General features: G+C 70.8%; 12 protein-coding genes. 7 read left to right on the top strand and 5 right to left on the bottom strand.

The genetic code is table 11. The annotated features are described in order from the left end of the window. The first annotated feature begins 44 nt into the window (after positions 1-44). Both ACQEVJ_RS43320 and ACQEVJ_RS43325 read left to right on the top strand, forming a co-directional pair. Positions 45-2,123, top strand: coding sequence for a glycosyltransferase family protein (locus ACQEVJ_RS43320; RefSeq protein WP_433111068.1), 2,079 nt, complete (start codon positions 45-47; stop codon positions 2,121-2,123). 118 nt (positions 2,124-2,241) lie between these two features. After that, positions 2,242-3,762 (top strand): MDR family MFS transporter, encoded by a 1,521-nt coding sequence (locus ACQEVJ_RS43325; RefSeq protein WP_433111070.1) that lies wholly within the window; start codon positions 2,242-2,244, stop codon positions 3,760-3,762. Positions 3,763-3,856: 94 nt separating this feature from the next. Here the strand turns inward: ACQEVJ_RS43325 and ACQEVJ_RS43330 are convergent, their stop codons facing one another. The 5 genes from ACQEVJ_RS43330 to ACQEVJ_RS43350 form a co-directional block, all read right to left on the bottom strand. After that, positions 3,857-5,365 carry an SPFH domain-containing protein gene (locus tag ACQEVJ_RS43330; RefSeq protein ID WP_433111072.1) on the bottom strand — a complete coding sequence of 503 codons (1,509 nt, stop codon included), beginning with the start codon at positions 5,363-5,365 and terminating at the stop codon, positions 3,857-3,859. Positions 5,366-5,407: 42 nt separating this feature from the next. Then, positions 5,408-5,617, bottom strand: coding sequence for a hypothetical protein (locus tag ACQEVJ_RS43335; RefSeq protein ID WP_433111074.1), 210 nt, complete (start codon positions 5,615-5,617; stop codon positions 5,408-5,410). A 164-nt stretch (positions 5,618-5,781) separates the two neighbouring features. Beyond that, positions 5,782-6,867: an acyltransferase family protein gene (locus ACQEVJ_RS43340; RefSeq protein WP_433111075.1), complete on the bottom strand. Its 1,086-nt coding sequence runs from the start codon at positions 6,865-6,867 to the stop codon at positions 5,782-5,784. 101 nt (positions 6,868-6,968) lie between these two features. Next, a complete protein-coding gene (locus ACQEVJ_RS43345; RefSeq protein WP_433111077.1) occupies positions 6,969-7,748 on the bottom strand; it encodes an SDR family NAD(P)-dependent oxidoreductase in 780 nt (259 codons plus the stop codon). Between the two features lie 180 nt (positions 7,749-7,928). Next, the gene (locus tag ACQEVJ_RS43350; protein ID WP_433111079.1) at positions 7,929-8,741 is read right to left on the bottom strand and encodes an SDR family NAD(P)-dependent oxidoreductase; all 813 of its coding nucleotides are present in this window, start codon (positions 8,739-8,741) and stop codon (positions 7,929-7,931) included. 186 nt (positions 8,742-8,927) lie between these two features. On the opposite strand from ACQEVJ_RS43350, the gene ACQEVJ_RS43355 reads away from it, so the two are divergent. From ACQEVJ_RS43355 to ACQEVJ_RS43375, 5 genes are read left to right on the top strand one after another with little or no spacing between them, the layout of a single operon-like run. Further along, entirely contained in the window at positions 8,928-11,528 is a 2,601-nt protein-coding gene (locus tag ACQEVJ_RS43355; RefSeq protein ID WP_433111081.1) for a sensor histidine kinase, read from the top strand. After that, positions 11,525-11,932 carry a roadblock/LC7 domain-containing protein gene (locus tag ACQEVJ_RS43360; RefSeq protein ID WP_030507694.1) on the top strand — a complete coding sequence of 136 codons (408 nt, stop codon included), beginning with the start codon at positions 11,525-11,527 and terminating at the stop codon, positions 11,930-11,932. Before ACQEVJ_RS43355 ends, ACQEVJ_RS43360 begins: the two co-directional genes overlap by 4 nt. 13 nt (positions 11,933-11,945) lie before the next feature. Next, entirely contained in the window at positions 11,946-12,311 is a 366-nt protein-coding gene (locus ACQEVJ_RS43365) for a DUF742 domain-containing protein (RefSeq protein WP_142561856.1), read from the top strand. Next, on the top strand, positions 12,292-12,867 hold the full coding sequence (locus ACQEVJ_RS43370) for a GTP-binding protein (protein WP_433111084.1): 576 nt from the start codon (positions 12,292-12,294) through the stop codon (positions 12,865-12,867). Before ACQEVJ_RS43365 ends, ACQEVJ_RS43370 begins: the two co-directional genes overlap by 20 nt. 10 nt (positions 12,868-12,877) lie before the next feature. Then, positions 12,878-13,903: a PLP-dependent cysteine synthase family protein gene (locus ACQEVJ_RS43375; protein WP_433111086.1), complete on the top strand. Its 1,026-nt coding sequence runs from the start codon at positions 12,878-12,880 to the stop codon at positions 13,901-13,903. Positions 13,904-13,907 lie beyond the last annotated feature (4 nt).

Here is a 13,907-nt window from a genome sequence, read left to right on the forward strand (position 1 = left end):
GGCGGCGACAGCCGTACGATGGCTCTTCTCTCGAGGGGGGAAGCATGGCTGAGACCGACGAGACTCCTGAGGCCTCGGAAGGCCCGCGTTTCCAGCGGCTGGGGCCGGTGAACTGGCTGCCCGAGGAGCGCAAGCACGTCGAGCAGTACGAGCAGCGGATCCGCGACCTGGAGAACCGGCTCGCCTACCAGGAGGCCCGTGCCGACTACGCCCTCTGGAGGCTCCAGGCCACCCAGACCCAGAAGCCCTACCGGGTCGCGCAGGTGCTGACGAACGCGTCGAAGCCCAAGAAGATCGTCCGGCTGCCGCGCGACCTCAGCAAGGCGATGAAGGACGGCAAGAAGGCGCCGAAGGCGCCGCCCTCCGCGATCGAGGTCGCCGCCGCCGCCGAGGCGCGGGGTCCCGAGGTCAAGATCCCGGGCCTCAAGTGGCCGGACGGCCCGGTCGTGCGGCCGGACCTGCGGGTCGCGGTGATCCTCGACGACTTCTCCCGCATGGCGTTCCAGTACGAGTGGGACCAGATCGAGTTCGGCCTGCAAGACTGGCGCGAGATCTTCGCGGAGAAGCGTCCCGAGATGCTGTTCTGCGAGTCGGCCTGGCACGGCAACCAGGGCCGCTGGCGCTACCAGATGACCGGGACCAACGCGCCGAAGCAGGAGCTGCGCGACCTGATCGCCTGGTGCCGCGAGGAGGGCATCCCCACGGTCTTCTGGAACAAGGAGGACCCGCCCAACTTCGACTTCTTCATCGACACGGCCAAGCTGTTCGACTACGTGTACACGTGCGACGGCGACATGATCCCGAAATATCGCGAAGTGTTGGGTCATGACCGTGTCGGCGCCCTGCAGTTCGCCGCCCAGCCCCGGATCCACAACCCGATCCAGACCAAGCAGGGCCGGCCGTACGACGTCGTCTTCGCGGGGATGTACTTCCGCGACAAGCACCCCGAGCGGCGCGAGCAGATGGAGACGATCCTCGCGCCCGTACGCCCGCTCGGCCTGCACATCTACGCCAGGAACGCCTCGGTGGCCGACAAGTACGCCTGGCCGGAGGAGTACCGCCCCCACATCGTGGGTGAACTGCCGTACGAGCAGATGCTGGCCGCGTACAAGATGTACAAGGTCTTCCTGAACGTGAACTCGGTGATCGACTCGCCGACCATGTGCGCGCGGCGCGTCTTCGAGCTGTCGGCCTGCTCGACCACGGTGCTGTCGGGGTGGTCGCGGGCCATCGAGGAGACGTTCGGCCCGCTCATCCCGGTCGCGCACTCGCAGGAGGAGGCGTACAACCGGGCGATCTACCTGATCAACAGTCCCGAGCTGCGGGCGCGTCAGGGCCACCTGGCGATGCGCGAGGTGTTCGACAAGCACCTGTTCTCCCACCGCGTCGACCAGATCCTCACCGACCTCGGCCTGCCGGTCGTCCCGCGGTCGCGGTCGATCTCCGTGGTGCTGCCGACCAACCGGGCCGGCCAGCTCGAACACGCGATCAGCCAGGTGGCGCGGCAGCGGCACCGCAACCTGGAGCTCGTGCTGGTCATGCACGGCCTGTCGGAGGACCCGGCGGTCGTGCGCGACAAGGCCCTCGCGGCGGGCATCCCGGCCGTGAAGGTGCTGACCGCCGATCCGTCCTGGACGCTCGGCGAGGTGCTCAACCACGGCATCGCCCACGCCGAGGGCGAGCTGATCTCCAAGATGGACGACGACAACATCTACGGCGAGCACTACCTGTCGGACCTGGTCCGCGCCTTCGACTACGCCGACGCCGAGATGGTCGGCAAGGGCGCCCACTACACGTACTTCCCCGACCAGGACGTCACGATCTTCCGCCTGCCCGGGCTGGAGCACCGCTACGCCCACCTCATCCAGGGGGCGACGATCCTGGCCAAGACCGACCTGGTGCGGGCGTTCCCGTTCGAGGCGGTCAACGCGGGCGAGGACACCCGGCTCGTGCGGCGCTGCAAGGAGGAGGGCGTCCGGATCTACTCGGCCGACCGGTACAACTTCATCTACATGCGCGGCTCGGACGCCACCGCCCACACCTGGCAGGCGGCCGACTACAAGCTGACCCGCAACGCCCAGTTCTGCTTCGCCGGTAACCCCGAGCCGCACGTACTCATCTGAAATAGAGATACCGCCCGGAATGTCCGGGGCGGTGCGATGGTTGCCCTGTTCCGGGACTCTCCCGCCTTCGGGCGGGCGGGTCCCGTATACGTGCACGCCGGACAGGGGAGCCTCTCACGTGACCACGACGACGACATCGAAAGGCATCGGGCTACGGTCTGAGCGCGGTCCCGTGCTCGCCGCCATCATGCTCTGCACCGGTCTGGTGGCGCTGGACAGCACGATCATCGCCACCGCGGTGCCGTCCGTCGTCACCGACCTCGGCGGGTTCTCCCAGTTCCCCTGGCTGTTCTCGATCTACCTGCTCACGCAGGCCGTGACCGTGCCCATCTACGGCAAGCTCGCCGACGTGTTCGGGCGCAAGCCGGTGATGTTCTTCGGCATCGCGGCGTTCCTGCTCGGGTCGGTGCTGTGCGGGGTGGCCTGGAGCATGCCCGCGCTGATCGCCTTCCGCGCGATCCAGGGCATCGGAGCCGGGGCGGTGCAGCCGATCAGCATGACCATGGCCGGCGACCTGTACACGGTCGAGGAGCGGGCCCGCGTCCAGGGCTACCTCGCCAGCGTGTGGGGCATCTCGGCGGTGGTCGGCCCGACGATCGGCGGCCTGTTCTCCGAGTACGTCTCCTGGCGCTGGATCTTCTTCATCAACCTGCCGCTCGGCGCGGTGGCCGCCTGGATGCTCGCGCGGCGCTTCAAGGAGCAGGTGAAGCGGGGCTCCCACCGGATCGACTACCTGGGCGCGATGCTGCTCACCGGCGGCTCCTCGCTGCTCATCCTCGGCCTGCTCGAGGGCGGCGTCGCCTGGGACTGGAACTCGGCGCCCAGCCTGCTGATCTTCGCGGCGGGCGTCCTCCTGATCGTCGCCTTCGTGCTCGTGGAGCGCCGCGCGGCCGAGCCGGTGCTGCCCCTGTGGGTGTTCCGCCGCCGCACGCTGACCGGCGGCAACCTGGTGTCCCTCGGCATCGGCGCCCTCACCATCGGACTCACCTCGTACGTCCCGACGTACGCGCAGGGGGTGCTGGGCACCGGCGCGCTGGTGGCGGGCTTCGCCCTGGCCGCGCTCACCGTCGGCTGGCCCCTCGCGGCCACGTTCTCCGGCCGTTTCTACATGCGCATCGGGTTTCGCGACACCGCGCTGATCGGCGTCGTCGTGGTGGTCGCCGGCACCGTGCTGTGCGCGCTGCTCGGCCAGAACGCGATGATCTGGCAGGTCGCGGCCGCCTGTTTCGTCGTCGGCGTCGGCCTCGGGCTGTCGGCCAGCCCCACGATGGTCGCCGTGCAGTCGGTCGTCGGCTGGGAACGCCGCGGCGTGGTCACCGCGACCAACATGTTCTGCCGCTCGATCGGCAGCACGGTCGGCGCGGCGGTGCTCGGCGCCATCTCCAACGCGACGCTGTCGGACCGCTTCGCCCACCCGCCCGCCGACGTCGCGGGGCGGCTGCCCGGCAGCCTCGACGCCACCAGCCTGGTGCTGAACGCCCAGGGCGCGGCGGCCCATTCGGCCACCGCGTCCTTCGTGCGGGGCGCGCTGTACGACGCCGTCCACCACATCTTCATCGCGCTCGTCGTCGTGGCCGTGCTCAGCGTCGCCGCGCTGCTGCTGATGCCCCGCCGTACGACCGAGCTGTCCTTCGACTGACCAGGTGCCGCAGCTGGCCATAGGCATTCGCTCCGGACGGCTGATGATGGGATGCGTTCGTCCCCGTCCGTGGGACGGGGACGAACGCGGGCCGTCAGGAGGCGGCGTCGATGGCGTTCTTCGTGGTGGGCTCGGCGCCGTTCACGCTCGCGCCGTCCTTGGCCGCCGCGGGGCTGCCGCCGGCCAGCAGGGAGCGGGCCAGGCCCAGCCCGGTGCCGCCCAGCGTGAGCGCCTTGGCCAGCATCTCCTCGATGCCCTGGGCGCCGTTGAGCACCACCATGTGGTCGACGTTGCCGAACGCCTTGGCGCCGGCCTCCACGATCTGCGGCCAGTTCTCGGCGAGCTGCTGGGCGATGACGGCCTCCTGGTTCTCCCGCAGCGCCTCCGAGCGGGCCCTGATCGCCTCGGCCTCGGCCAGGCCGCGCGCCTTGGCGGCCTCGGCCTCCGCGAGACCCTTCGCCTTGGCCGCCTCGGCCTCCGCGAGACCCCGCGCCTTGGCCGCCTCGGCCTCACCCAGACCGGTCGCCTTGGTCGCCGCCGCGGCGGCCTCACCGCGCACCCGCACCGACTCGGCGTCTGCCGCCGCCGCCTGCTTGACCTGGGACGCCTGAGCGGTGGCGCGCAGCTCGGTCTCCCTCGCCTCCGCCTCGGCCTGCGCGATGCGCGCGTCGCGCTCGGCCTGCGACAGTGTGACGGTCTCGTACGCCTTGGCGTCCGCGGGCTTGCGAACCTGCGACTGGAGCCGCTGCTCGGCGAGCTTGGCCTCCAGCTCGGCGGCCCTGGTCTCCTGGACGACGACCTCCTGGCGCGCGGTGGCCTCCGACAGCGGGCCGGCCTGCCGCGCCTTGGCCGCCGCCTGGTCCACCTCCGCCTGGTAGCCGGCCTGCTGGATCTGCGACTCGCGGATGGCCGAGGCCTTCTTGGCCGCCGCGACCTGCTCGGCCTCGGTGGCCTCCTGGTCGCGCTGCGCCTCCGCGATGCGGGCCGACGCGGCGATCTTGGCGGCGTGCGGCTTGCCCAGGTTCGTGATGTAGCCGGTCTCGTCCTCGATCTCCTGGATCTGCAGCGAGTCGACCACCAGGCCGAGCTTGCTCATCTCGTCGGCCGCGGAGCTGCGGGTTTCGCTGGTGAGCCGCTCGCGGTTGAGGATGAGGTCCTCGACGGTCAGGTTGCCGATGATCGAGCGCAGATGGCCGGTGAACAGCTCGTGGATGGCGCCGTTCATCGAGTCCTGCTGGTCGAGGAAGCGCCGGGCGGCGTTCGCGATGCTGGTGAAGTCGTCGCCCACCTTGTAGATGATCACGCCGCGCACCTGGACCGGGATGCCCTGCTGGGTCACGCAGTTGACCTGCAGGTTCGTGGCCCGGCTGTCGAGCCGCAGGCGCCGGGCGGTCTGGAAGCCGGGCAGCACGGCGGTGCCCTTGCCGGTTACGATCTTGAAGCCGAGGCTGTCGGCGAGCTCGTTCTTCGTGTGGGCGCCGAGACCCGAGATGATGAGCGCCTCGTTGGGCTCGGCCACCCGCCAGATGGCCTTGAACAGGAGAATGAGGACGATGAGGGCGACGACGGCCACACCGCCCACGACCAGGATCTCCGGGGACATGGGAGCCTCCGTGTAGTGGGGGGATAAGGAGGAGGGAGCGAGTTAGACGATCGCGCGAGCGACGTAGACGGTGCGCGGGGGCGAATACTCCACGACGATGACGATCGACCCCACCGGGATCTCCTCGTCAGGCACGCTCGGATAGGCGTAGAACGCCTCGACACCCCCGCGGATGGGCACCATCACCTCGCCGACAAGGCCCGGCCCGATCCTGCCCGTGACCCTGCCCTGTTTGCCGACCACCCGCGTCACCCCGTCGTTTCCACCGCTCCTGGCTGCACCGCGAATGCGCAGGTTACCCCGTATCACCGTGCCGTGACAGAGCCGTCTTCCGTACCCAGCCCCGCCAGCCGCGCGATTCGCCCTACTCTGCACCATCACTCGGCAGAACGGAGGGTTGTCACAGAAAGTTCCGGTCACATCGCGGCGGGCTCCTGCGGGCGCCTGGGGGGCCGGCGCAGCCTGGTGAAGGCCCAGGAGACGTCGGGCTCCACCGCCCATCGGAACGCCCTACGCACCGGGGACGTGCAGAGCAGGGCCGCGAGGACGGCTCCGAGGACCGCCATGGCGGCCACGCCGAGCGGGCTGACGAGGACGTCGTGGAAGCGCTCGGCGACCTTCACGACGAACCCGTGCAGCAGGTAGGCGTACATCGTGGCGGCGCCGAGGCCGGTGAACCAGGTGCGGCGGCTCGGGGTGACCGCCAGGAACGACGCCACCAGCAGAGCGCCGACCGCCAGCATGGCGAGCCGGATCAGCGTGCCGGTCAGGTCGTCCACGCCGATCTGGTGGTTGGAGTGGCGCCAGCGGATCCACTCCGTCGGCACGATCGTGTGCACGGCGAACGCCGCGGCGAGCACCGCCGCCAGGACGGCCCCGCCCGCGATCCTCGCCCGGCGTTCGCGCAGGAGGTCGAGGTGCTCCGGCGTGAGCATGAGACCGAGCACGTAGAACGGCAGCAGGCCGAACGTCCGGTTCATCGACAACTCGTCGGGCAGGGCGCTGGTGCCCGACAGCAGGCACAGCCCGACCGCGACCACCAGGGGGTGGCGCAACTGCTGCCAGACCGGTGTGGACAGCCGCCACAGGAACAGCGACATCAGGAACCAGGTCAGGTAGTACGGGTCCAGCAGGCTGATTTCGAGCTTGCCGTACAGGAAGAACCGGGGCAGCGAATAGGCCACCTCGAAGATGACGTACGGCACCGCGAGCCCGCTGATGAGCTTGCGCGCCTTACCCGGAGAAAATGTGAAATTTCGGGACAAATAGCCGCTGACGACGATGAAGAGCGGTATGTGGAAGAGGTAGACGAAGAAGTAGAGCGCATGCGCCGCGGGGACGTCCCGCAGCTCCTCGACGAGATGCCCGGAAACGACGAGCACGATGGCCAGGAACTTGGCGTTGTCCAGCAGCGGGTCGCGGGCGACGGCCTTACCGGACGGGCGGGCGGGAGCGGTCACGGGAGCGGTCACGGGAGCGGTCACGGGAGCGGTCACGGTCATGCGGCCGGACCCTAGTCACCCGTCCGTGAGCACCGGCGCAACCGCGGGCGAACACTCCCCGAACTCTTCGGACCTCCGGTCCCGGCCTCGGCCGGACCGGCTCAGACGTCCCGGTAGCGCGTGGCGAGCTGGGGGCTCTGGGCGCCGAAGGCGGCGAGTTCGGCCCGGAAGACCGCGTCCAGAAGTCCGGCGTCCTCGACGCCCGGGGCACAGACGATCTCGCCCAGCTCCAGGCCGCGCAGGCCGGCCGTGACGACGTCGTCGGCGCTCATGCGGGGCACGGCGCTCAGGTCGAGGCCCTGACGCTCGTGGAACTCGGTGGCCACCACGCCGGGGCACAGCACCTGCACGGCGACTCCCGTGCCCTCGAGCTCCGCGCTCAGGGTCTGGGACATCGCGACGAGGTGGGCCAGGGTGCCGGCGTAGACGGCCCTGCGGGGCATCTGGGAGTGCGGCGCGGGACCGCTGAAGGCGATCATCCCGGCCACGTTGACGATCGCGCCCTCGCCCCGCTCCCGCATGCCCGCGACGGCGGCGCGGGTGAGCATCGTCGGGGCGACGACCTTGACGTGCACGAGTTCCCTGGCCTTGTCTGCGGGGAGCTCGGCGAGCGGCATGTAGTGGGACACGCCGGCGTTGTTCACGAGCATGGTCAGCGGCTCGGCCGCGCAGATCTCGGCGACCGCGTCGATGCCCTCGTCGGTAGACAGGTCGGCGGCCACGGTCCGCACCTCGACCTCGGGGTGCGAGGCGGCGAACTCCTCCAGGCGTTCCTTCCGCCGGCCCACGATCACCAGGTCGTGGCCGCCGGCGGCCAGGCGCTCGGCGAAGGCCCTGCCGATTCCGGAGGTGGCGCCGGTGACGAGTGCGAGCGTGCTCATGGCTGCTGTTCCCTTTCCTCAACCGGTCGCGGGAGCCGCACCCCGGCCGCGGCGGCCGGAGTGCGGCTCCCGCGGAGCCGGGTCGTGTTCCGCATCCGTGACTCCAGGGTGCGGAGACGAGCGGGTGAGCAGCCAGATGACCCGTCTTCCTGGGACTGTCGATACCAGGAAGACGCTCCTTCAGGCGGACAGACCGGTCGCGGTGAGGCTCGCGTCCCACAGGGCGGCGGCGAGGGCGGGGTCGGACATCGTCTCCGGCACCCGTACGGGAGCGTTCTTGACGAAATACCGGCCCGGGTGCGTGACGCCGTCGGGGTGGGTGGCGAGGTGGACGAGGCGCTCGGCCCCGGCCTCCGGCGGCTCACCCATGCCGGGCAGGAGGAAGACCAGCTTCATGAAGAACGTGCCCTCGGCGAACGAGGTCTTGAGCACCCCGGGATGGAGGCACGTGGCGGCCAGGCCGCGCTCGGCGAGCGACACAGTGAACAGCGCGTTGGCCTGCTTGGAGTCGCCGTACTGCAGCCAGCCGCTCCAGCGCCGCCGCTCCCTGGACAGGTCGGCGGGGTCGAGGCGGCCCGTCTTCCCGGCCCGGGACGAGGTGGTGACGACCCGGGCGGACGAGGCCGTGAGCCGGTCGAGGAGCAGGTTCGTCAGCAGGAACGGCGCCAGATGGTTGACCTGCATCATCCACTCGTTGCCGTCCACGGTGGTCCGGCGGTCGGGCGTCATCACGCCGGCGTTGTTGATCAGCACGTCGATGCGTTCGTACCGCGCCAGCAACTCCGCCGCCAGCCGGCGCACCTGATCGAGGGAGGAGAAGTCCGCGAGGAGCGTGTCCGGACGGCTGCCACCGGCCTGCTCCGCGCGGTCCGCGACGGCGCGCAGCTTCTCCGGGGTGCGTCCGACGAGCACGATTTGGTGACCTCGACGGGCGAGATCAAGGGCAGAAGCTGCACCGATTCCGGCACCAGCCCCAGTGATCACTGTAATCATCAGTTCCTCCCACTGCGCCAGAACTGTATCGGTGCTAGCCTTCTGTGCGATCTTCCGGAGGTGCATTTCCCCATAAATGCGGCGCGAGCCTCCAGCAACGCAGGAGTGGCTATGGGTGCGAGAAACCGGTCGATTCGGTTCAAGATCTTCTTGTTGCTGCTCCTGCCATTGCTCATGTTGAGTGCTATGTGGGGATTTGCCCTAAAGCTCACGGTTGGCGATGGGCTCGTCCTCCTGCGCTCCAAGACGCTGTACGACACCATCGGAGCGACCTCCACCGACCTGGGCACCCAGATCCAGGCCGAACGCGCGCTGACCGCCGGCGTCCTGAGCAGCGGCCAGACGACGTCCGCCGCGCTCACCGCCCAGCAGGCCAAGACCACCTCCGCCGCGGACAAGTTCAAGAAGTCCGCCGAGGACGAGGCGACCCGCGACGCCATGAGCGACGAACTCCTGGCGCCCCTGGAATCCCTGCTGACCTCCCTCGAACGCCTGCCCTCGATCCGGGAGGGCGTCTCGCTCGGCAGGTCCGACAGGCTGACCGCGATCACCGCGTACAACGCGATGATGGACGACCTGTTCGCGCTCTACGAGCGGCTCGTCTCGGTCCCCGACCTGGCCACCTTCCAGCAGGCCAGCGCCATGCAGGGGATGGGCAACGCGCACGAGATGATCACTCGTGAGGACGCCCTCGTGCGCGGAGCGCTCGCCAGCGGCAGGATGACGGCCGACGAGCAGAACGCCTTCAGCGAGTGGGTCGCCACCCGGCGGTTCCTGTACGGCAAGAACCGGCCGGTCCTCGGCGGCGAGATGCGGGCGCCGTACGAGCAGGTGCTCACCTCGCCGCTGTTCGACCGGTTCACCGCCCTGGAGAACGAGATCGTCAACCAGGTGCGCTCCGGCGGCCCGCTCCCCGCGGACGCCGAGAAGTGGTCGCCGACGATCGACCAGCTGATCATGCGGCTCGACTCGGCCCGGCTGAAGGCCTCGGACGCGCTGAGCGTCTCCGCCACCTCGGTCGCCACCGGGATCATGCTCCGCATCCTGATCGCCGGCGGCCTGGGTCTCGTGGTGATCATCGCCACGATCATCTTCTCCGTCCGGTTCGGCCGCCGTCTCGCCCGCGACCTCGCCGGCCTGCGCGACGCCGCGCTCGAACTCGCCGAGGTACGGCTGCCGCAGGTCGTCGACAAGCTGCGGCGGGGCGAGGACGTGGACGTCGAGGCCGAGGCGCCCCCGATCAAGGCGACGGGGTCCAACGAGGTCGAGGACGTCGCGCACGCGTTCAGCTCCGTCCAGCGCACGGCCGTGGAGGCCGCCGTCGGCCAGGCCGCCCTCCGCCGCGGCGTCAGCCAGGTCTTCCTCAACCTGGCCCGCCGCAAGCAGACCCTGCTGCACCGCCAGCTCACGCTGCTCGACACGATGCAGCGCCGCGCCGAAGACCCGGAGGGTCTGGAGGACCTGTTCCGGCTCGACCACCTGACCACCCGCATGCGCCGCCACGCGGAGAGCCTGATCATCCTGTCCGGCTCCGCGCCCGGACGGTCGTGGCGCAAGCCGGTGCCGTTCGTCGACGTGGTCCGCGCGGCGATCTCCGAGGTCGAGGACTACACCCGCGTCTCGATGGCCCCGATGCCGAACGCCGCCATCATCGGCGCGACCGTGGCCGACGTGGTGCACCTGATCGCCGAGCTGCTGGAGAACGCCACGATCTTCTCGCCTCCGCAGACGAAGGTGGCGGTGCGCGGGGAGGTCGTCGCCAACGGGCTCGCGGTGGAGATCGAGGACCGCGGTCTCGGCCTGACGCCCGAGGAGTACGACGAGATCAACGCGCGGCTGGCCGACCCGCCGGAGTTCGACCTGGCGGACAGCGACCGGCTCGGGCTCTTCGTCGTCGGCCAGCTCGCCGCCCGGCACGAGATCGGGGTGGTCCTGCGGGGCTCGCCGTACGGCGGCACGACCGCGATCGTGCTCATCCCCCGGGCCCTGGTGGCGGAGGACGGCTCGCCCGCGGCGCTCTCGGGGCCGGCCTCCCGCGGCGCCCACGCGAAGCCCGCGCTGGCCGCCGGCGGCAACGACACCGACATCTCGCTCAGCGACACGCTCCAGGCCGACCTCGGACTGGGCGGCCCGGCCCCCGCCGGTGAGCCCCGGGAAGTCCGCACGCTCGCCGGGGAGGTCGCGAGGGACGTTCCGGGCGGCGTTCCGGGCGGCGTTCCCGGGGAGGTTCCCGGGGAGACGGAGGACCGGGAGGAGCTCACGGGCGCGTCCGAGCCGTCCCCGTTCTTCACGCCGGCCGCCCTGCGGACCGAGGCCGTGCCCCCCGCCACGCGCGACGACCTCTCCTCGCGGTCCCTCGGCTCCGCTTTCGAGAACCCGCGCCCGGCCGCCGCGCCCTCCGCTCCGCCGCCCGTTTCGCCGCTCGTTTCGCCGTCCTCCGAGTCGGCGACCGCCGCCGCGGGGGTGGCGTCGAACGGCCTGGCGCAGCGGACGAGCAGACAGCGGGCCGGAGGCCCCGTCTCCAACGGAAGCCACGCCGGCCTGCCGCGCAGGGTTCGCCAGGCCAACATCGCTCCGCAGCTTCGCACCCAGTCCTCGGAGACGGCGCCGCAGACGCCGCCGCTGTCCGCCCCGACCGTGGAGGAGCGGTCGCCGGAGGAGGCCAGGGCGATGTTCAGCGCCTTCCAGCGCGGCGCGCTGCGGGGCCGGGAGAACTCCGATCAGCCGGGTGGGGGCGCACCCGGCGAACATGCACACACCACGCACGGCGAGAAGGGTGACGAATGACCGGCAAAGCGACGTCGACCGGCGAACTGAACTGGCTGCTCGACGATCTCATCAGCAGGGTCGCCGCCGTCCGCCAGGCGGTGATCCTCTCCACCGACGGTCTCGTCGTTGGCGCCTCCCAGGGGCTGAGCCGGGAGGACGCGGAGCACCTGTCCGCGGTCGCGGCCGGGTTCCAGAGCCTGGCGCGGGGCGCGGGGCGGCACTTCGGCGGGGGCGAGGTCAGGCAGACCATCGTGGAGATGGAGGCCGCGTTCCTGTTCGTCACGGCCGCCGGCCAGGGCACCTGCCTTGCCGTCCTGGCCGCGTCCGACGCCGACGTCGGGCACATCGCGTACGAGATGGCGATGCTGGTCAAGCGGGTGGGCCAGCACATCTCCACCAACCCGCGGCGGATCTCCCCATGAGATGGGTGGCCACATGACGGGACCCCAGTGGATGGACGAGGAGGCCGGGCCGTTGGTCCGGCCCTACGCGCTGACGGGGGGCCGGGCACGGCACTCCGGGGCCAAGCTCGATCTGATCACCATGGTGACCACCACGGGCTCACCGAGGGACGTCCCCGGCATTGGCCCCGAGCAGCGGCGGATCCTCGAGATCGCGCGCCGCGGCGCGTCGGTGGCGGACATCGCGTCCGACATCGACCTGCCGCTGGGCGTGGTCCGCGTCCTGATCGGGGATCTGCACGACCTCGGGCTCGTCGACGTACGGGCTCCGGGCAAGGTGGCGCCGCTGCCAAGCGAGCGCATTCTCAAGGAAGTGATCAATGGCCTTCGCGCCCTCTGAGGAGCCGGTCGCCCTCAAGATATTGGTGGCCGGCGGCTTCGGCGTCGGCAAGACCACGCTGGTCGGCGCGATCAGCGAGATTCGCCCCCTGCGCACCGAGGAGGTGCTGTCCGATCGCGGCGTCGGCGTCGATGACACCGACGGCGTGGAAGGCAAGACGACCACGACGGTGGCCATGGACTTCGGCCGGATCACCATCAGGGAAGGGCTCGTGGTCTACCTGTTCGGCACCCCCGGACAGGAACGGTTCTGGTTCATGTGGGACGAGCTGTCCTACGGCGCGCTCGGGGCCGTCGTGCTGGCCGACACCCGCAGGCTGACCGACTGCTTTCCGTCGATCGACTACTTCGAGCAGCGCGGCACGCCGTTCATCGTCGCGGTCAACTGCTTCGACGGCGCCGACCGGCACGAGCCCGACGACGTGCGGATCGCCCTCGACCTCGACCCGGACGTCCCCGTCCTGCTCTGCGACGTACGGCGCCGCGCCTCGGCCAAGGTCGTGCTCGTCACGCTCGTGGAGCACTCGCTCAAGATGCTGACGGCCGCCCAGCGCTGACCTGCCCGGCATGATCAGCGGATGGGCGGCCGAGGCCGTCGCACGTCTACACCGGGAGCGCGAAGACGCGGGCACGACGCCGCTGCGCGAGTTTCCACTGCCCGGGGCGTGGGGCGTGCGGCTGCGGCTGAAGGACGAGTCGGCACAGCCCACCGGTGGTCTCAAGCACCGGCTGGCCCGCGCCCTGTTCGCCCAGGCGATCGCCTCCGGGCGGATCACCGAGGGGACGACCGTGGTCGACGCCACCGGCGGTCCCATGGCTGTCGCCGAGGCCTTTTTCGCCCGGCTGCTCGGCCTGCCGTACATCGCGGTGATGCCGAAGAAGTCCTCCGGTGCCGGTGTCGAGCGGCTGGGCGGGACGTGCCGGTACGTCGATCCGCCGCTCGCCGTGTACGAGGAGGCCGCCCGCCTGTCCGAGGAGATCGGCGGCCACTACCTCGACCACTACCGCTCCGCGGCCGAGGTCGACTGGCATGGCGCGAGCCTGGCCGACGAGCTGTTCGGGCAGCTCGGCGCGTGTCCCCGCTGGATCGTGGTCGGGGCGGGCACCGGCGCGACGTCCGCCGCGATCGGCCGGCACCTGCGGGCCCACGGCCTGCGGGGAAGGCTGGCCGTGGCCGATCCGGAGAACTCCGCCTACTTCCCCGGCTGGGCCACCGGCGCCCCCGACTACGCCACGGGCATGCCCAGCCGCATCGAGGGCGTCGGCCGGCCGCGGATGGAGCCCGCCTTCGACTCCGCGCTCGTCGACCTGGTCGTCCCCGTGCCCGACGCCGCGAGCGTGGCCGCCGCCCGATACGTGCGGCAGGTGACCGGGCTCCCGGTCGGCGCCGCCACGGGGACGAACCTGTGGGCCGCCCTCGAACTGATCACCCGGATGCGCGACCGGGGCGAGCGCGGCGAGGTGGTCAGCGTGATCGGCGACGCGGGCGAGCGCCATCTCGCGACCTGCCACGACGACGCCTGGGCGGCGGGCAGGGGCCTCGACTGGCGGCCGTACGCCGAGCGCCTGCGCGACCTGCTCGGCGAACCCTGACCCC

This window comes from Microbispora sp. CA-102843, from assembly GCF_050936215.1.
Taxonomy (GTDB): domain Bacteria; phylum Actinomycetota; class Actinomycetes; order Streptosporangiales; family Streptosporangiaceae; genus Microbispora.